This is a genomic window from Hungatella sp. L36 (genome assembly GCF_014288035.1).
This window is the reverse complement of the sequence record NZ_JACOPC010000001.1, coordinates 517,359-537,404: the sequence shown is the minus strand read 5'-3', so window position 1 is coordinate 537,404 and position 20,046 is coordinate 517,359. Positions and strand designations below refer to the sequence as shown.

General features: G+C 50.4%; 15 protein-coding genes. All 15 read right to left on the bottom strand.

Annotated elements, in window-relative coordinates; genetic code table 11:
• Positions 1-2,364, bottom strand: coding sequence for a ribonucleoside triphosphate reductase (locus H8S80_RS02240; protein WP_117630125.1), 2,364 nt, complete (start codon positions 2,362-2,364; stop codon positions 1-3).
• A gap of 268 nt (positions 2,365-2,632) precedes the next feature.
• Positions 2,633-3,880: a GTPase HflX gene (hflX, locus tag H8S80_RS02235; protein WP_117630124.1), complete on the bottom strand. Its 1,248-nt coding sequence runs from the start codon at positions 3,878-3,880 to the stop codon at positions 2,633-2,635.
• Between the two features lie 15 nt (positions 3,881-3,895).
• Complete coding sequence (locus H8S80_RS02230; protein ID WP_110326821.1) at positions 3,896-4,690, bottom strand: tetratricopeptide repeat protein; 795 nt, start codon at positions 4,688-4,690, stop codon at positions 3,896-3,898.
• Between the two features lie 23 nt (positions 4,691-4,713).
• Positions 4,714-5,151 (bottom strand): dUTP diphosphatase, encoded by a 438-nt coding sequence (locus H8S80_RS02225; protein WP_117621778.1) that lies wholly within the window; start codon positions 5,149-5,151, stop codon positions 4,714-4,716.
• 60 nt (positions 5,152-5,211) lie between these two features.
• Positions 5,212-5,943 (bottom strand): SMC-Scp complex subunit ScpB, encoded by a 732-nt coding sequence (scpB, locus tag H8S80_RS02220; protein ID WP_117630123.1) that lies wholly within the window; start codon positions 5,941-5,943, stop codon positions 5,212-5,214.
• Entirely contained in the window at positions 5,903-6,751 is an 849-nt protein-coding gene (locus H8S80_RS02215) for a segregation and condensation protein A (protein ID WP_002600516.1), read from the bottom strand. Before H8S80_RS02215 ends, scpB begins: the two co-directional genes overlap by 41 nt.
• Before the next feature lie 114 nt (positions 6,752-6,865).
• Positions 6,866-7,729, bottom strand: a complete 864-nt coding sequence (locus tag H8S80_RS02210) for a metallophosphoesterase (protein ID WP_117630122.1) — start codon at positions 7,727-7,729, stop codon at positions 6,866-6,868.
• Between the two features lie 509 nt (positions 7,730-8,238).
• Positions 8,239-10,773 (bottom strand): hybrid sensor histidine kinase/response regulator, encoded by a 2,535-nt coding sequence (locus H8S80_RS02205; RefSeq protein ID WP_117630121.1) that lies wholly within the window; start codon positions 10,771-10,773, stop codon positions 8,239-8,241.
• A gap of 9 nt (positions 10,774-10,782) precedes the next feature.
• Positions 10,783-12,579 (bottom strand): ABC transporter substrate-binding protein, encoded by a 1,797-nt coding sequence (locus tag H8S80_RS02200; protein ID WP_181987844.1) that lies wholly within the window; start codon positions 12,577-12,579, stop codon positions 10,783-10,785.
• 199 nt (positions 12,580-12,778) lie between these two features.
• Positions 12,779-13,912, bottom strand: coding sequence for a glycoside hydrolase family 88 protein (locus H8S80_RS02195; RefSeq protein ID WP_117630119.1), 1,134 nt, complete (start codon positions 13,910-13,912; stop codon positions 12,779-12,781).
• Positions 13,896-15,632, bottom strand: coding sequence for a DUF2264 domain-containing protein (locus tag H8S80_RS02190; protein ID WP_117630118.1), 1,737 nt, complete (start codon positions 15,630-15,632; stop codon positions 13,896-13,898). Before H8S80_RS02190 ends, H8S80_RS02195 begins: the two co-directional genes overlap by 17 nt.
• On the bottom strand, positions 15,632-16,441 hold the full coding sequence (locus H8S80_RS02185) for a sialate O-acetylesterase (protein WP_117630117.1): 810 nt from the start codon (positions 16,439-16,441) through the stop codon (positions 15,632-15,634). Before H8S80_RS02185 ends, H8S80_RS02190 begins: the two co-directional genes overlap by 1 nt.
• A gap of 80 nt (positions 16,442-16,521) precedes the next feature.
• Positions 16,522-17,910, bottom strand: coding sequence for an ABC transporter substrate-binding protein (locus H8S80_RS02180; protein WP_117630116.1), 1,389 nt, complete (start codon positions 17,908-17,910; stop codon positions 16,522-16,524).
• A 171-nt stretch (positions 17,911-18,081) separates the two neighbouring features.
• Positions 18,082-18,921, bottom strand: a complete 840-nt coding sequence (locus H8S80_RS02175; protein WP_002600522.1) for a carbohydrate ABC transporter permease — start codon at positions 18,919-18,921, stop codon at positions 18,082-18,084.
• A complete protein-coding gene (locus tag H8S80_RS02170; RefSeq protein WP_117630115.1) occupies positions 18,921-19,850 on the bottom strand; it encodes a carbohydrate ABC transporter permease in 930 nt (309 codons plus the stop codon). Before H8S80_RS02170 ends, H8S80_RS02175 begins: the two co-directional genes overlap by 1 nt.
• Positions 19,851-20,046: the final 196 nt, after the last annotated feature.

Below are 20,046 nucleotides of genomic sequence, written 5' to 3'. Positions count from 1 at the left end.
TTATGCGATGGTCTCCGCATACTTCCTGATGTTGGAGGCATTGGCGATCTTCTTCACCTGGCCATCTCTCACGACTACCAGGGTAGGCGCCTGCATGATGCCAAGCTGTTCCGCCAGCTCTGCGTTCTCCTCTGCATCCACTACCTCATAATCCACGTCCTTTAAGAACTGCTTTGCCATCTTGCAGTTTGGACACGTCTTGGTCGTGAAGAGGTAGGAACCAGCCGGAATCTCTGCGTTGTGAACGGCTTCCTTCACCGTCTCCGCACTCTTGCTTCCCTTCTTCAGTACCGATCCAGTGATGTCGTAGGTGGTACGGTTCTTGTATTCCTGCGTCTTGCCCTCGTTCCAGTTCTGTACCGGTCTGTAGTAGCCGGTGATACGGCTGTAGATCTCAGCGCGCTTTCCACAGATCGGGCAGACGCTGTGTTCGCCGATCAGATAGCCATGCTCTGCACAGATGGAATACGTCGGTGACAGCGTGTAATACGGAAGCTTGTAGTTCTCCGCAATGGTGTGCACCAGTCTCGCCGCGGCCGCCCAGTCAGGAAGCTTCTCGCCCAGGAAGGCATGGAATACGGTTCCCGAGGTGTATAAGGTCTGCAGCTCATCCTGAATATCCAGAGCATCGAATATATCCGCCGTATAATCGACAGGCAGATGAGAGCTGTTGGTATAGTAAGGCGTATCCCCTTCGGCTCCGGCCGTCTTAATATCCGGATATCTCTTCCTGTCATGCTTGGCCAGACGGTAGGTCGTGGACTCCGCCGGTGTAGCCTCCAGATTGTATAAGTCGCCGTATTTCTCCTGATAATCGGAAAGGCGCTCTCTCATATGGTTTAATACATTCTTTGTAAATTCCTGTGTCTGTACACTTGTCATGTCTTCGCCCAGCCATCCGGCATTGAGGCCAACCTCGTTCATGCCGATTAAGCCGATGGTGGAGAAATGATTTTCAAAGGTTCCCAGATATCTCCTGGTATAAGGGTACAGTCCCTGGTTCAGCAGCTTGGTGATCACTTCCCGCTTCGTCTTTAAGGACCTTGCGGAAACGTCCATCATATGGTCTAAACGGCTGTAGAAATCGGCCTCGTCCTTTGCCAGGTAAGCGATTCTCGGCATATTGATGGTTACGACGCCCACCGATCCGGTACTCTCGCCTGATCCGAAGAACCCGCCCGTCTTCCTGCGCAGCTCACGGAGATCGAGGCGCAGACGGCAGCACATACTTCTGACATCGCTGGGTTCCATATCGCTGTTTATGTAATTGGAGAAGTAAGGCGTACCGTACTTGGAGGTCATCTCAAACAGCAGTCTGTTGTTCTCGGTATCGGACCAGTCAAAGTCCTTGGTGATGGAATAGGTCGGGATCGGATACTGGAATCCGCGTCCGTTGGCGTCTCCCTCGATCATCGTCTCGATGAAGGCCTTGTTGATCATGTCCATCTCTGTCTTACAGTCTTTGTACTTGAAGTCCGCTTCCTTACCGCCTACAATAGCCGGAAGCTCTGCCATATCGCCCGGCACGGTCCAGTCCAGCGTGATGTTGGAGAACGGCGCCTGAGTACCCCAGCGGCTTGGCGTATTAACGCCGTAGATGAAGGACTCGATGCACTTCTTCACCTCCGGGTAGGTTAAGTTATCTATCTTTACAAAAGGAGCAAGGTAGGTATCGAAAGAGGAAAATGCCTGAGCGCCTGCCCATTCATTCTGCATTATGCCTAAAAAGTTGACCATCTGGTTGCAGAGCACGGATAAATGCTTTGCAGGGGATGATGTGATCTTGCCCGGAATGCCGCCCAGACCTTCCATGAGAAGCTGCTTTAAGGACCAGCCCGCGCAGTAGCCTGTCAGCATGGACAAATCGTGGATATGGATATCCGCATTCCTGTGGGCATCCGCGATCTCCTGATCGTATATCTCGGACAGCCAGTAATTTGCCGTAACCGCACCGGAATTGCTTAAGATCAGGCCGCCTACGGAATAGGTAACGGTCGAGTTCTCCTTGACACGCCAGTCCTCCACCTTCACATAGCTGTTCACCACATCCTTATAGTCCAGGATGGTATTCTTCATGTTACGGATTTTTTCTCTCTGTTTTCTGTATAAAATATAGGCCTTTGCCACATCCGTGTAACCGGTCTGCTCCAGGACGTGCTCAACGCTGTCCTGAATCTGCTCAACCGTTACCTGGCCGTCTCTCATCTTTTCCTGAAAGTCCGCCGTAACACGGAGGGACAACAGCTCCAGAATCTCATTATTAAAATCCTTCTTTGTAGCCTTAAATGCCTTCTTTATCGCTTCCGTTATCTTATTCAGACTGAATTCAGCGACCTCCCCATCTCTTTTCAATACTGATATCATTTATACCTGACTCCTTTCCTTTTACAACCCTGACACCGCCTTAACCGGTGCATTGTTTATTATAGCAGAAGAGAAACAAAAACACAATATCTGGTTTCGCAAAAAACATTAAAACCATATATTGTGTCTTATTATGTTTTCTTATAAGCTTCGAGTCACTTATCGCAAAACTGCGGACTGTCTGTCAGTATAGCACACCTTACACAGTTTCTCAACCACCAATTCGACCGGTGTGCTCCGCAGCCGTACATTTATGCTTTTTGCCATTTTAAATCAGGTTTGCATACATCTCCGCAGGCACATAGGCGCTGACAAAAATACCGTCGTCCCGGTACTCTTCCTTCAAAAGCTGGCCGTATTTCCGGATCAGCTGTATCTTTCCGGCATCCTGATAGGGGTATATCCGCTCCAGGAATACTTTCCTGCTCCTCAAAATACTCTCCAGCAGATTCAGGAGCTCGTCCAGTCCCTCCCCGGTCTTTGCCGAAATCTTCACCTGGTAATCGGAAGATAAGTCGCGGGGAATCCTCATCTCACCTGCCGCGTCTATCTTATTAAAGACTGTGATCACTTCCTTGTCGTGAACGCCCAAATCCTTCAGCGTCTCATAGACCACATACATCTGCATATCCATCTGGGGATTGGAGCAGTCCACCACATGAAGAATGATGTCCGAGTATTTTGCCTCCTCCAGTGTGCTCTTAAACGCCTCGATCAGATTATGGGGCAGCTTCCGTATAAATCCGACCGTGTCAGTCAGAAGAATCTGCTCCCCGCCGGGAAGCTCTAAGTTTCTCGTTGTCGGGTCCAGCGTGGCAAAGAGTTTGTCCTCCGCCAGAATTCCGGCGTCCGTAAGCGTGTTGAGCAGCGTGGACTTTCCCGCGTTGGTGTAACCCACAATGGCTGCCACCGGAGTATGGTTCCTTGTCCGCTGCTGCCTGGCCACGTCCCTGTGGCGCTTCACATCCTCCAGTTCCGCTTTCAGCTGGCCGATCCGGTCGTGAATCAGACGACGGTCCACCTCCAGCTTCTTCTCGCCGGGACCTCTCGTTCCGATTCCGCCGCCCAGACGGGAGAGCGAATTTCTCAGTCCCACCAGTCTGGCCGCCCGGTACTTCAACTGGGCCAGCTCCACCTGGATCTTACCTTCCCTGGTTGTCGCCCTGGAAGCGAAAATGTCGAGAATTACCATGGTACGGTCCATCACCTTCGTATCCAGTGCCTCCTCCAGATTCCGAAGCTGTGCGGGCGACAGCTCGTCATCGCAGACAATGCCAGTGGCATTCAGCTCCCAGACGCGCTCCTTCACCTCTTCGATCTTTCCCTTGCCCAGATACGTCCCCGGATGAATCCGTTCCCGGTTCTGGATGATCTTGTCCACCGTGACGGCTCCCGCCGTCTCCACAAGCTCCTCCAGCTCCTCTAAGGAGGCTGCTGCCAGGCTTTCCTCTTCCGTGCTCACGGCCACCAGAATGACCCGCTCTTCGATTTCCTTTAACTCCACTAAATCAGCCATTGATCTCCTAATCCATTACCTTGTTTTTAAAAACTCCAGTTCCCGCGCGGCTTCTTCGTCTGAGCTGTTTCCTGCCACATACTGCTCCATCAGCTCCCGCGCCTTGTCAAAGTCTCCCTTGTACTCGTATGCAACCGCCTGATTGTAGATCAGGTCCGGCACCGAGGCCGCGTCCGGCTTTAATAATCCCTGGGCGAAATAGGTAATAGCCGTCTCATAATCTTTTTCCCCGAATTTGCAGAGGCCCATCCGGTTGTACAGCTCGGCATTTTCGATTCCTTCCGCCTGGGCGCTCTCATAGAGCGTCATGGCCTCGGCGGATGCTCCCTGGTTCTCCAGCGCCGCTCCGGCCGCGAGAATCGCCTCCGCCCTGCCCGGAGCATTTTTCTCCGTATCCAGTTCGGCTGCACGCTTATAATCGTCCAGCGCCCCGCTTAAGTCTCCCGTCTGCGCTTTGGAGACGCAGCGCATGTTCAAATATTCCGGCCGCTCCTTATCCACCTGGATCAGGATACCGTAGGTATCCGAGGCAGCCTGGTAATCTGCGGCACGGTATTCCGCCTCCGCACGGTATTTCAGTACGTCAATATCGAATGCGCCCACCAGCGCGTTGGAGGCATTAATCGCCTCGTCGAAAGAAGCGATCGCACTCTCATAATCCCCAGCATTCAGCGCTTCTATTCCCGCATCGCGGTACGTATATTTATTTTCACTCTTTCCGCATCCTACGGTTAAGCTCATGCATACGCCTGCCGTCAGGACGAGAAGCTTTAATCTGGAACCCATTTTTACTCTGGAACATGTTTTCATCTTAAATTCTCCATCCGGGGAAGTTACTGCTTTCCGGTACTTCCGTGGCCTCCGCGGTCCTCATGGTCAAGCCTGTCCGTTTCCTCAAATGACAGCTCCGGCTGGTGCTTCATGATACGGAACTGGCAGATTCTGTCATTGGCGTGAATCACCGTGTCACGAAGGGCATAAGCCGGGAAAAACCACTGGTCATTGTCCCCGCAGTACGTCTCATCGATGACTCCCATGCTGTTCGTCTGGATCACACCGTAATTCTTAAACGTGCTGCTTCTCGGCACCACATGGGCCTCATAGCCGGCCGGCAGCTCCATGGCGATTCCAAGCGGAATCAACTGAAACTCTCCCGCCTTCAGTTCAACCTCTTCCGCCGCACGTAAATCGATCCAGTCGGATTTGCCTCCAATGTAGCATAAACGCTCGATTTTATCTGTAAAATATTTTATTCTGATCTTCTCTGTCACTGTATGTCCTCCTGATTGTGAGCACGAAACGACTGTCTCTAAGCCGCCTGCGTGCAGTAATTATTCTGTGTTTCCATCGTCCTCACGGGTTACAGCCGCTTCCGCGATCCCGTCTCCCAACTCGGTGAGGGGGATTTCCTCCAGAAGCGCCTCATCTTCGGGGAGCAGCTCTCCGCTTCCCTTTAACTCCTCCTCCACCTCCATGCGGATCTCGGCAGCGGTTTCGGGGTCCGGAGTGGGGAGATTCTGAGTCGAGCCGATTCCGAACCGGCGAAGGAACTCTTCTGTCGTGGCAAACAGTGCGGGGCGGCCCGGAGCATCGAGACGGCCCACCTCGTATACCAGGTTATATTCCACCAGCCTGTTCACCGCGTGATCGGACTTGACGCCGCGGATCTTCTCAATCTCCATCTTCGTGACCGGCTGCTTATAGGCGATGATCGACAGCGTCTCCAGGACCACATCCGTCAGCACCTGTTTTTTCGGGGTGGCGGCCACACGGATGAGATTCTCATAATACTCCGGCCTGGTGCACATCTGGTAGCTGCTCTCCAGTTCGATAATCTGCATCCCCTTCCGTCCGGCTTCATACTGCTTCATGAGCCGTTTTACGGCGGATCTTGCCGTCTCCTCGTCCTGTCCGATCGCGGCTGCCAGCTGTCTCACCTCGACGGAATTACCCATGGTAAATAAGACCGCTTCGATCACGGCCTCATACTCCCGCTCTTCATTCGTAATCTCTCTCAGTTCCTCAATCGGCAGCGACTCCTGCGCTTCCCACTTCTTCTTCATCTTTTTTATACCCTTCGATATCTTCCTCTAACTCCGATAAGTCCAGATCCTCTTCCTCGCCTTCCGGCTCCAGCGTCTCAATAAACATATCGTCGAATAAATGCTCCTGGGTCAGATGAATCTTACCGATCTTCATCAGCTCCAGAAGCGCAAGAAACGTCACCACGACCTCCGTCTTGTCCGCCTGCCTTTCGAGCATTCCCCGGAAAGAGAATTTGCGGTGCAGCCTGGCATAACTCAGAACCGAGGTGATCTTGTCCTCCAGACTCACCGGTTCTCTCGTAATATTACCGAACCGGCTCCTCACAGGGTCGATCCGGTCCTCTGTCCTTTTCATCACGGACTTGAAAATCTCCTGAAGCTTTGCCAGCGTCAGGCCGTCCAACAGGCCATCCAAGTCCACCGGCGGCTCATACTTCGCCACCTCCGGAGGCACCGTAGGCCCCTTAAAAAGCAGGCGGTCCGCGCCGACCTCCTTCTCCTTCAGTTCAAACGCCATGTATTTGTAATACTTATATTCCAGAAGACGCGCCACCAGTTCAGCCCTCGGATCTTCCTCCTCGCCGTCCTCATTCACTTCTCTCGGCAGGAGCATGCGGGATTTGATGTCGATGAGCGTCGCCGCCATCACCAGGAATTCACTGACAATGTTTAAATCCTCGGTCTCCATGTGGCTCACGTAATCGAGATACTGCTCCGTAATCGTCACAATAGGAATGTCATAAATATTCAATTTATTCTTTTCAATCAGATGGAGCAGCAAGTCCAGAGGACCCTCAAAATTCTCCAGCTTATAGGATATTCCCATAGTTTCCTCCCGGCATCAGAAAGTAAGCGCTACCGATTAGTATATCAAATCCATCGGCTTCTGTAAATATTTAACCTGATTTTCTCTTTGATTGGGCATTAAGAACGTTGCAGTTCACAGAGTACGGCTGCATCTTATTAAATCCACCACCACAAGCTGCGGTTTGTTGTTCAGCCTGATATTGATGGAATGCGTCCCCAGGCCGCGGCTCACGATCATGTACTTCCCGCTCTCCTCAAATGTTCCGGCGCACCACGGCAGAAAGAACTGAAACTGAGGGGTCATGACCCCGCCCAGATACGGAAGGCGTATGGTTCCCCCATGAAAATGGCCGGACAGCGTCAAATCCGCGCCCCATTTCCGGCAGGAATCGAAAAAGAGGGGCGAATGGCAGAGCAGGATCTGAAACCGCTCCCGTTCAGCCGGTCCCGCCAGCCTTCCAATCTCCTCCGGCCGCAGATGGTCGGGATGGAACTTCTTATAATACCGTTCTGCCAGATCGATTCCGGTGACGGCGATATCATCCCGGAACTCCATTGTCCTGTTGGAAAGGAAATGGACTCCCATTTTCTTTAGCTTCCTCACATAGATGTCATACTGCATCCCGAAATTCTTCCGTTCCCGGTTCATCCGCGTCTCATGATTTCCATTGCCGTAATAGACGGGGCAGCGTTTCGTCAGTTCCCCGATCAGTTCCAGGGATACCCGCAGATCCGCGCTTTCCCTGCTGACCATCATGTCGCCCCCGATCAGGATCACGTCAGGTTTTACCTCATCGACCGCATGGAGCAGGCGTTTATTATGATCACCAAACTCATGATCATGTAAATCAGAGAGGAACACCATCCGGCAGTCTCTCGTTATCTTTTCAGTCAGAATCTCCGTCCTCTCTACGGACAGCTGCTCCCTCTCATACTGCGAGCGAAGCAAAAGTCCCGCTCCTGCAGCGGCGGACAGCACACCGGCGGCAAGCCACATATCATTCTTCCTCATCTTTCACCAGTCTTCCACTTCATTTTATTTAATATTATTTCATTTTATTTCTTTTGACAGCTTTTGATTTTGTATCATCATACACTGAAAAAGTATGCTGCGTCAAGGCAAAGCATACTTAAGCTTTCGCGTTTATCCGAACGGGCTTTCCTGAATGGGATTAGAAAGAAGGATTGCTATGTTTACAGGACGCAAAATGGAACTATCTTTTTTAGAAGAGAAATATAAAAGGGGAGACGGGCAGATGGTCTCAGATTTCAAGAACACATTACAGTAGAGTCTGTTCACCCATTACTCATACTGTCACTTTTCCCTAATACCTAATAAAAGGAATCCGCCTGGGTGTGACAGATTCCTTTTATAACTTTTTAAGTTTATGATGTTGGGCCCAGCCAAAGCCTTGCTCTGCCCCTGGCGTAGAGCAGCGATAACGGGCTGTCATTCCATACAGTGAGCCGATGGAACAGGAGCAAACACGCGGGCGGGATATGCTTTTACACAATCGTATCTTCACGTTCCCCCACTACTTCTCTCAGTGCCTCCGACAATAGCTTCATATCAATAGGTTTTGCCACATGGGCATTCATGCCCGCCTCCTTCGCCTTCTGGATATCCTCCGCGAAAGCATCTGCCGTCATCGCTATAATCGGAATCCTCCGGGCATCGGGCCGGTCAAGACCGCGGATCGCCCGTGTACTGTCATAACCGTTCATAACCGGCATCTGGACATCCATGAGGACAGCGTCATAACACTGCTCACCGGACTGTTTAAATATCTCTACTGCCTCCCGGCCATTGCCGGCTAAGACAGCATCGGCTCCCTCCATAGCCAGAAGCTGGCAAATGATCTCCGCATTCAATTCATTATCCTCGGCGACCAAAAAGTGTTTGTTGTGGTAGTCAAAATTACCATACTCCCCGGCTTTGGCACTTTCCTGAATTACAAGCGTCTCCTTCTCGATTCGCAGAGACAAATCTACCGTAAACGTACTGCCCTCCCCAGGGACGCTTTCTACCTGAATAATTCCTCCCATCAGCTCTACGATGCCCTTACAGATGGACATGCCCAGCCCGGTCCCCTGTATTTTAGACACCTCCGCGCTTTTCTCTCTGGAGAAAGGATCAAACAGGGTCTTTATGTAATCTTCTGTCATTCCCCGCCCATTGTCTTCTACCGTAAAACGAAATCCTACATAGTTAGCCGATGTTCTCTCCCGCTCTTCTGCGGAGAACAGGATTTTCCCGCCTTCCTGCGTATATTTCACGGCGTTTGACAGCAGATTGAGAAGCACCTGGTTCAGCCGCAGGGTATCGCCAAGCAGTTCATGGTTCTTAACCTGTATTGAAGTCTCCAACGTCTGCTTCTTCGCCACCGTCTGGGGCTGTATGATTTCCATAATGCCCTCCACCAGCTGTTCAATGGAAAAGCGTTCGTAATTGAGCGTCATTTTACCACTCTCGATTTTCGACATGTCAAGAATATCATTGATCAATCCTAACAAATGTTTCGAAGAAAACGAAATTTTATTTAAACAGTCCTCGATCTTGGCCCGATTGTCCAGGTTGGCCTGAGCAATGACTGTCATTCCGACAATCCCATTGAGAGGTGTCCGGATATCGTGGGACATATTTGATAAAAACGTGCTTTTTGCAGCATTTGCATTCCGCGCGACATCCAGGGCCTGGCCCAGACGCTCATCATTCTTCTTCTCATCGGTGCGGTCCGACAGGATGAGGATGTATTTTTCACTGCCCTCCACCATCTCATGGTACATCACAGCGCAGTACCAGCGCCGTTCCCCTGTGCTTAAGTTGCGCATGTAACCATCCTGACGGCGGCTCTCCCCAATGGGAAGTTCTCCCAAATCCGAAAACAATAATGTATCCCCAAGTACGGCGCACTCCAATTTTAAAACATCCGCCTGAACCTGCTTCTGGGAAAGCCCCAGCAGCCGTTCCACGTTTGGACTCACATACTCGGCACTTACCGCCCCCGGGCTATACATGACAAAGATATCATCTACATTGGTAATCAGCAGGTTAAACAACTGCTCCCGGTATTTCAGTTCTACGTCCTTGCCATGGATTAAATCACGGTTTCTGCGCATCAGACTGAATATGACCACAACAGACAGTCCTAAAAACAGCGCTCCGATTACAGCAGTCGTGACCATGCGCAGGCTGTTGGTATTGGCATTGACCGCATCCTTGGGAACGAGTCCCAGCATCGTCCAATTCTCCAGACCAACCGGAAGATAAGACAGATAGTAATCCACGCCGTCCTCATAGAACTCTACCATTCCCATTTTCTTGTTCCGGATATCTGAGCGAAATGAATCCAGAGTTCCATGCCGGAAGCGGGCGTTGTTTTCCAAATAAGCAAAGAAATTGTAGGTTATTTTCTCTTTTTTCTCCAGTCCGGACATGGCAATTGCACCATTTGGCGAAATGACAAAGCAATTCGCCTGATTGTCAAAGGCGTTGATTTTCAACAAATTCATCAAGGTATTCTGATGAAAGGAGACACCGACCGACCGATAAGTAAAGTCACCCAGCCTGCCCTCGTTTATAGGAACCGCAAACAGAAAGATCGGTTCCCCTGTGCTGAGCGTATTGTTGACTACGATATCCATATCCTCGTTCATCAGGGAAAAGAGACTGTCCCCTAAATCAAAATAGCCATTTTCTCCTGAAAGAGTCATGTAATTTCCGTTTTTATCCAGGAAGTAGACATCGATAAAGTCCCAGGCTTCTTTCTGCTCTTCCATATACGCTTCCAGCTGCCCTTGACCTTTCTGATCTCCGCTTTTTTCCTGAATGGGCATTTCCCAGCCATGCAGAATATTCCATGTGCGGGACACAACATTGGAGAATGTGTTGTTGACCTGAAGAAACAGCTCTTCCAGATGTTGGGCGCTCTCATTGCGAACCTGGCGGTTCATATACCGGGTATATGGGACAAATAACAGAAGTATAATTGCCACACCTAATAAAAGTTGCAGGATAATGCGACGCAGCTTTACCTTCATAGTTCTCTCCTATTTGCTTATTACAAGATAGTCCGATGGCGGCAGCGGCTGATTCCCCCTGGTCAGATATCCTGTCCAGACCGACTGCAGGCTCTCGCCCTCCACTGCCGAAAACTTATCGCTTCCCCCGACGTATTGAAGCGCATTTTTCACGTTTTTCCCGGCTTTATCGGAATAAGCAAAGGTAAACACCTTATCCTGGGACAGTTCTGTTCCCCTGATCTTCAGGCCAGTTAGTTCAAAGCCATTCTCCGTCTCTTTGATTTCCATAGTGATTCCACTGACGACCGGAAGCTGATATACCACACTGGTCTGTGCAACCAACTGCTTCAATAAATTCTCCAGCTCGCTTCCCGTGACTGTCCCCATGACAATCGAGTGCCCCTGGGCGGGAAATCCTATTTCCTCCTTGGTCTGCTCACCGGCATAAATTCCGCATGTAACGTTAAAAAACGGCATGACCAGCACGTCTGCCCCCAACGCTTCGCAGACCGTGTTGGCGACACTGGAACCGGCTACATTCCCTTTTTCGGAATCCCACGTATACGGATAACTCTGTTCAAAGGTAACCGCTGTTTGCTCCGGCTCATCCCCTGCGCTATTCAGGCTGGCATCAAATGCCTGATACGCCTGTTTTGCATCGTATTTCCCTGACATCATCCCAGAAAAGACCTCCAGAGAAGTCTTAAAAAAGTCATTGGAAGCGATTCTGATGTAAATATGATTCTTTTTAATCAGCGGCTCCATCCGGGACATTTCCTCCAGCAGCGGCAGGGTAATGTCTTTGTTGTAGGAGATCTGCGCGCCAATCTTTTCGTTTAAAATAAGCTGCCCGTCCCGGCTTAACATGGCATTCAGCACGTCCAGCACCAGCTTTTTACGGTTCTCGTCTTTCTCTGTACTGCGATTAACCGCCGTCTGGAATACCGGGTAGGTCAGCGCCCAGTTTTCTTCCCCGGAGCTTCCAAAGTAAGGCAGTGCCACCGCATCCATCTTGTCATTATTGACGTGATCCGAGACAATTGCGCCGGTTCCCCGGATCATCGCGATACGATTGTTGACAAATTCCTCCTTCACCTTATAATAATCCCAGTCTGCCTCATCCGCCTTTATGACGCCCTTATCAATCAGATCCTGAATACGCTCAAAGGTTTCCGGCCATACAACATTGTCCAGCCCTCCTGTCATCCTGTTCTCATATTTGCGCCGCCATGTTTTCCCCTCCAGTGAGGAAAGAGCCTCGATGGAAAGCCCCTGAATGATCTCCATGCTGGTATAGTCATAGGCATAATCGCTGACAAACCCACGAATTCCATTCTCTTCAAACGCAAGACAGGCTTCTACAAAGCTGTCATAATCCGTGGGCAGCGGAATCTGATACTGGTCAAATAACGCCTTATTGACAACCAGATTGTCAAATATCCCCGGAGCCGGCAGCCAGTTCACCGTGCCTTCCTCGTTTCTGTATTTATCTAAGTAAACGCTGTGGTAGGAGGAAGCCAGGTCCGTCTCACTCAAATCCAGAAGACTGTCCTTCAGAGTCTGCGCATCCAACACCGAAAAACGCCGGCTTGTCATAATGTCCGGCAGATCGTCATGCTTTTGCAGATAGGTATAAAAATTCAGTGTGTTCTTACCCACACTCCATTCAATCTCTGCGTCCGGCACCTGCGCTTCCACATAGTCCGTATATTCACCCAACAGATTAAAATCGTAAAGACTTACCTTAATGTGGTTATCTGCTTGAACCGTCCGGCTTCCGCAGCCGACACACCCTGCAGCTGCTGCAAAAACCAAAAATCCCATAATCATCCCTCTTTTATATTTTCCCACTTTTCATTCCTCCACAATTTCGTTTTCTATCCATTCTGCATATCAGAATCACATATGGACAGAGTACACGATGTAGTATAACATAAAAAACTGGAACGAACAATGGAGGGAACCTTTATTACAGACATTTTACGGAACAGATTACCTCGATATAAAAACAGTATTGATTCCTTTACCAGATCAAAAAGTCTTTATTCAAAAGGCGGAGAATTCCTTCCACCAAAAAGTAATCTCCATAGATAACAGGCACCTCCCGGTCGGCGGCCCGGTCGTATCTGGCGGAGCCATGGGAGACAATCGAATCCTTTTTGGGGTCCCACTCGCAGTACTCATCTGTAACCGCCTTTAAGCAGCGGACAGCCGACTTCACGTACAGATTTTTTTCCAGCGGCTTCACGTGTCCGGCCAGTTCCAAAAGTCCGCACGCGGCGCAGACCCCCGCCGTCGTATCCAGGTAGCGCGGCTCCTCCGGCGCCCGGAAATCGATCAGCGGCACATATCCGTTTATCGCCGCGTTGGCGCAGAAATAGTGAGCCACCCGCTTCGATGCGTCCAAATACGCTGTGTTTCCGGTATACCGGTAGGCCAGCGCCATGCCATAGATGGCCCACGCCTGCCCCCGGCTCCAGGAGGAACCGCTCTCATAGCCCTGACCTCCCGGATTTCCCAGATATTCTCCGGTCTCCGGGTCAAATTCCACCAGATGGTTGCAGGAGCCATCCGGCCGGATGATGTATTTCAGCGCCATGCCGGTATGATTCACCGCGATCTGACGGAGTGCGCTGTCATGAAGCTCTCCCGCTGCCCAATAGAGAAGCGGCAGATTCATGAGGCAGTCCACAATCGCGATTCCGGACCGTTCCCCGTTCCACGCCCTTAAGTATCCGGCCTTCGGATTATAGCGGCCTGCCAGAATTCCCGCCGCGTGAAGGCCTCTCGTTCTGGAAGCCTCGCTGCCGGTCAGCCGGTAGTCGGCCACAGCCGTATGCAGCCAGAGGAAGCCCACATCGTGATCCAGCTTTATATAGGAAGCGAGAGCCTCATCCAGCCGCATCTCAATTCCCTCCGCGGCCTTTCTGTAACATTCCTTTCCTGCCGCATGATACATCTGCCACAGAATTCCGCTGTAGAACCCATTTGTCCAGGCCGCAAGCTCCTTCTTTCCCATATCTTCGTAGACGCCGTTTACAGGAACGTAGGGCATCATGGAGCCTAGACGGAGACACTGGGCCTCCAGCTTCCGTTCTAATTTCCCCCAGATTTCCTCCGCCCAGATATGGGTCTCACCATCAATCTCCCAGAGCATAACAGTTTCCTCCTCCGATCACAATCTTCCGATCCGTAAATTCTGTTTCTACCAGTGTCCCGATCTCCATTTTTCCTGCCGGAACCGCGAAACGGACTGCCGGTATGCAGACATTGGGGAAAATGAGATTCATATTGGGCAGAGCCGTAATGACAATGCCGTCTCCGACTCCATGTTCGGCTTCGATCCGGCTTTTGCCATGATCATCGGATACCTCCGCAGCTCCTCTTCCCTCCGTCTTTTTCGTCTCCTCCATACAGTTCGGATAGGAAAAACCGCAGTCATAAGCTACGCAGGATATGGTGCTGGTTATCTTATGTCTGCGCTTATGGCCGCCTTTCACCGGCAGAAGCCACGTCTCCACTTCGATGCCCTCCACCGGGCTCCATCTGGAATAGACACCGTTCTCCGAAACACGGTATTCCAGACACGCCCTCCGGACGTAGTACATGCCATGCGCGTAAAAAGCCAGCATGCTGTCGGTTCCCGCCTGTTCCAGCTGATGAAAGGAGCGGGATACGCAGAATCCAAATACGGACGAATAGGCAAACTTGGCGTATTTTTCCGCCGCAAACGGATGCTCCATCACCGGATACTGGCCTGCGGTCAGGGCCACAACCTCGTGTTTCCGGTGACACAGCACCATGTCGCATTCCTTCACCGCAAGAACCTCCGAAAGCTTCGGAAGCGGCTCGCTTTCTGCCTTCCAGAACGGATGGCTGTCAGGCAGAGCCAGGCATACGAAGGTCTTAAACGACCAGTAGGGCGAGCCAGGGGCATTGTAGCTCTCCGACATCAGCAGATTCGGATACGTATAACCGACGGTGAGGACACCTCCATTGTCAAAGACCGGCTGCGCCATCCAGTATTCCATGTGGCGTTCCAGAATCCCCTTCATCACGCCCCATGAAATGCACTCCACACCGGCCAGGGCGCAGGCGCTGAAAAATGCTGCCTGCGCGAAGCGGTAGGTTAAGGAACGGCCAAAAGGAAGCGCCTTCCCCTCATCATCGAACCAATAGAGAAAGGTCTCTGCAAATTTCGCCGCACGGCACTTGAACCGTTCTGCAGTCTCCGGATCGTCCTGTCCCATGAAAGCCGCATAGAGAAGGCAGTAAAAATGAATTCCAAAGGATGTGTAGTAATCCTTTTGCGGCCGTTTTCCATCGGAATACCAGCCATTTCCAATATAAAAGGATTCGTACCGGTCCATGGCATCCTTTACCTGTTCTTCACTCCATTTCCTTCCCACGCTGCGCAGCGCCAGGTTGGTGATCACCTTAAAGTACTGCCAGTTGTTGTCTGCCTGGGAGTACCGGTTGATCTGATACAGCCAGTCCGCCAGACGGTTCTTTTCCTTCTCTTCCAGCGGATCCCACAATTTTTCCGGAACCATCAGGATCCCGTAGCTGATCGCAGCCATTTCGACCATCCGCTGATCCTTGTCGTGTAAATCCCCCCAGTATGCCTCCGACTCCGGGTCCGTGCCCGCAGAAAGGCCTTTCCGGTAAACCGGCAGAAGACTTTCATCCGTGCCTCCGCCGGCCCAGTACGAAACCAGCCCCCACAAAACCCGTGAGAATCCCTCCATTCCGGCGATCTGGCTGCCGTATCCAGCCGCGGCCGCCCCCAGTTCCAGATGGGCGCAGTCTTTGCTGTAGTGTGGTTTGAGCGGTTCTACCATCTTTAAAAACATATTCTGATAATACAATTTTTTCATTATGTTTCCTCCTGATCCTTTTTCTCCGGCGCGATATCTCCTTTTCCTGTTTTCAGACTCTGCAAATACTTACCCGCGTTATTTCCAGCTTCGTCCCCTGTCAAATTATAGGCTTCCTGACAGTAGTGAAATTCGTCTTTCATAAGTCCCCTGCCTGCAAAGGTTTTTAGCTGCCTGCTCACCATAATCACGTTTTTCTCTTCAGCCGCAAGCTCTTCCTGTGCCAGCTGTATGGGAACATAAAGCTCCGGATTATCCCGATGGCTGCCTGTCTGAATTAAAAAACAGACCTCAATCCCGCAGTCAGCCATAAATGCATGTAAAAATCTTCTTGTATATTCCCGGTATTCTTTTTTATCCATTCCGCGATCACCGTCTGTACAGCCCTGACACCATGCCATCAGGCGATGTCTTATTATGTATCCGTTTTCACTCAGCCAGTGTTCACACCGTTTCATTCTCCTGACACCGTCTTTATAATAGGCCTGTTCCGGCATCCAGTCCAAAATGGAGGTGCCTCCCTTAGAACAGGATACCCCAGCAATCGGAACCCCAGTCTGCTGAAAGCAGGCATTAACGAAAGCAGCGGTCAGAGAGCCTGTTTTCATACCAGGTTCATATACTCCGTCTTTATCATTTTCCCATACACCAAACGGTTCTTTTAAAGGCAGCAGGCCATCCGGCGCAGAAACAGCGCGGTACTCATATGCAGCTCCCGATTCTACTTTCGGAGCTGCTCTAAAATCCCCTCTTCCGGCCATGTTGCTTTGTCCCATAAACATGATTAAATCCACTGCTTCAGTTTTCATATCAGCTCCATCTGTTTTGAAGGTTGGCAAAGGCGCTGTAAAATCCAAATATTTCACAGCGCCCTGACGTTATATTACTATTAGTTCGTTTTTAGCTCATCCAAAATTTCCTGATACTGCTCCACCAGTTCTTTTGCTGCCTCTTCTGGTGTGATATCTCCATAGATAACCTCCTGAATCAGGTCTTTTCGGACTACTTCCAGTTCCGTGTTTCCGCTGATCATATTATTCGTATAGGAGTTCTCCGCAGAAACTTCTACTGCCTTTTTCTGTACCTCGCTTATAACCCCTTCCGCTATCAAAATATCATCCGACTGCTTGGTAGGACAGTAACCCACATCTGTTTTACAGATTTTGATAGACTCCGGATCGTTCATCAGGAAATCCAGGAACTTTGCAGCTTCCTCTTTATTTATGGAATTATCATTAATAGCGTATCCGCGGTCGCCTCCATAGATTGATCCGCTGGTCTTTGCATTTTCAATGACCGGAAGAGGAATTACTTCCAGGGGGCTGTCGATCGAGGCGATATACTTCGGTGCACTTCCTGTATAATCCACGATCATGCCAACCTTGCCGTTGATCCATTTCATATTCTGGTCTGCCTGCCCCGCAAAGGCCGCCGCCTCACCGAATGGTTCTATCGTATTGGTTGAATATAATTCTTCAATATTCCGGAATGCTGCTGCCGCGTCTGCCTCTGTAAAGTTCATCGTATAGGTCTCCTCGTCAATCAGAGGCTTTCCTGTTATCTGTGCCAGATAAGGCTGAACGTACAGACGGTTCAGCATGTCAGCATCAGCCGTCATCAAGTATACGTCACTATCCTTTTCATGAATCGATTTACCCAGTTCTTTGATCTCATCCCAGGTATATTTCTTCGTCAGGTCTACTCCGTACTGTTCTGCGAAGTCAGTATTGACATATACGATTGTGGAACCGCCGACCGTACACGGGAATATATTGGGTTCTCCCCGATAAGTGCCGGATATCTCCAGCAGATTGTCCTTCAGCGTACTCAAATCCACCGGCAGCGTCGATAAATCCGCCAGATAGTGTTTCGCCCCCTGAATATCCGGCAGCCATTCCTTACTAAGCTGTATGATATCCGGCGCTGTATTGCTGGAGAGTGTCGTCATGATTTTTTCATAGTAACCATCGTATCCCTGATATTCCGCCTCCACGCTCACATTGGGATTCTTTTTTTCATAGGCCTCGATCACCGCCAGGAGCGCCTGATGCCTGCTGTCACTCCCCCACCAGGAAAAGCGAAGTGTCACGGGTTCTTTGCTGGCTTCTGTGGTTCCAGCTGCCGTACTGTCATTGGCGCCTGCTGCCGCAGTACTGCTTTCCGCCGCCGTCGTATCTGTCTTCTTATCTCCTGCTCCCGATCCGCATCCCATCAAGGACACCGCCGCCATGGAAGCGGCCATCACCAGTGCCGCGCGTTTCATTAACTGTTTCTTCATAATAATATTTCCTCCTTCATCGTTTTCCCTTTACCTGTATTCTATCACAAATCCATTTTTCCAAGCCCCTTCTCAGATTGCAGGTGCCTATCATAAGATTCTATCTTCATATTATAAGCCTATCATTTTATTACTTCACAGGAAAACTCGTCCTGTGAAATAATAACGTGCTTATCCCTTGATGCCTCCGGCTGTGATTCCTTCCACAAAGTATTTCTGTGCGAAGAAATACAGCAGCACCGGCGGAATCAGCGACAGAAAAGACATGGCCAGTATCTGGTTCCACGGTGTAGATGCGCCCTGGCTGTCTATCGACATCTTTAAGGCCAGCGACAGCGTATAGTTCTTCACGCTGCTGATATACACCAGATTGTTGAAGTAATCGTTCCATCTCCAGAGCGTCTGAAAAATAATAACGGAGAAAATGGAGGGCTTCATCAGCGGCGCCAGAATTCTCACATATACCATCAGCGGATTGCAGCCGTCCATATAGGCCGATTCGTCCAGCTCTCTCGGGATTCCCCTCAAAAACTGTATCTGCATAAAAATCAGGAACGGATAGCATGCCAGGACCGCCGGAACCCAGAACGGCAGGTAGGTGTCAACCCAGCCAAACTTATTAAACACCACGTACCGCGGGATCATGATAACCGCGTCCGGCAGCATCAGTGTGGAGATCATCAGCATGAACAGCAGCTTCTTCATGGGAAACTTAAATCGCGCAAAGCCGTATGCAACAATTCCGGTAGAAATGGCGGTCAGTGCAACCGTCGGAATAACAAGCTTAAATGTATTTAAATAGAATGTCAAATAGGAAAATTGTCCGCTTCCCTTCCAGCCTTCTCTGTATGCCGAAAAAGAGAAGTGCTCCGGAAGCAGGGTCATCTTTCCAAACAGCTCCTTATTGTCCTTAAATGTGGCGAAAAACAGCCAGAACAGCGGATAAATCATAGCTGCGCCCACAACAATCAGGATCACGTAGGCGATCAGATTATTCTTTTTACTTCTCATCAGTCCATTCCTCCATCGTTATAGAATACCCACGCGCTTGACGAGCGGAATACCAGGAGCGTAATCAAAAGGATTGCCACAAACATCACCCAGGAGGATGCGGAAGCATATCCCATTTTCAGATTCTGGAAGGCGTCCTCGTATATCTTGACTCCCATCAGGTACGTTCCATGGTTCGGTCCGCCGTTGGTGATAATGAAGGCGGAGGTGAATTCCTGGAGCGCATGTATGATCTGCATGATCAGGTTAAAGAACACGACGGGTGTCAGCATCGGAAATGTAATATTCCAGAACTGGACCCATTTGTTCGCCCCGTCCACCGAAGCCGCCTCATAAAGCTCTGTCGGAACGTTCTTAAGCCCTGCGAGAAACAGCACCATGGATGAGCCGAACTGCCAGATCACCAGAAGGCTGATGGTTACGAGCGCGATGTCCGGATCTCCCAGCCAGTCGACAGCCGGAATATGTACGGCGCCCAGCATCTTGTTTAACATGCCTTCCTTCATAAACATGAATCTCCAGAGTATGGAGATGGCCACGCTTCCCCCCATGATTGACGGCAGATAGTAAACCGTCCGGAACAGGTTGATCCCCTTCAGACGCATATTTAAGATCATCGCTACGATGAGCGCCATGACGAGCTTCATCGGCACCGACATCAGTGCGTACTTAAAGGTCAGAAAGAACGACTTCAGGAAGTACTTATCTTTCGTAAACAGCCTGATGTAATTGTCAAATCCGACCCATTTTCCTTCCGATAATATGGAGAAATTCGTAAACGAGTAATACAGTGACATGATTAACGGGTAAGCCTGTAAAATAAGGAATCCCAGAAGCCATGGCAGAATGAAGAGCAGCCCCCATCTCCAGTTCTTCGGATACTTTCTCACGACAGTGCCCCCTGCGGTTTTTGGTTTCAGTGACGACATGATACTTTCCTCCTTTGCTGATTTCCGGTTGTCATTCGCAGCCTGCCGCAAGCCTTTGCTGCCGGGTCTGGCTCCACCGGTTTACGCTCCGGTTCCTGTGACTTTGCAGGGCATTAGCAGTTCTTAACGCGCAGAATTTTTCGTTCAGGGGAAATGACCACTTGTCTGAGCGAAGCGAGTTTGGGCATTTTCCCTG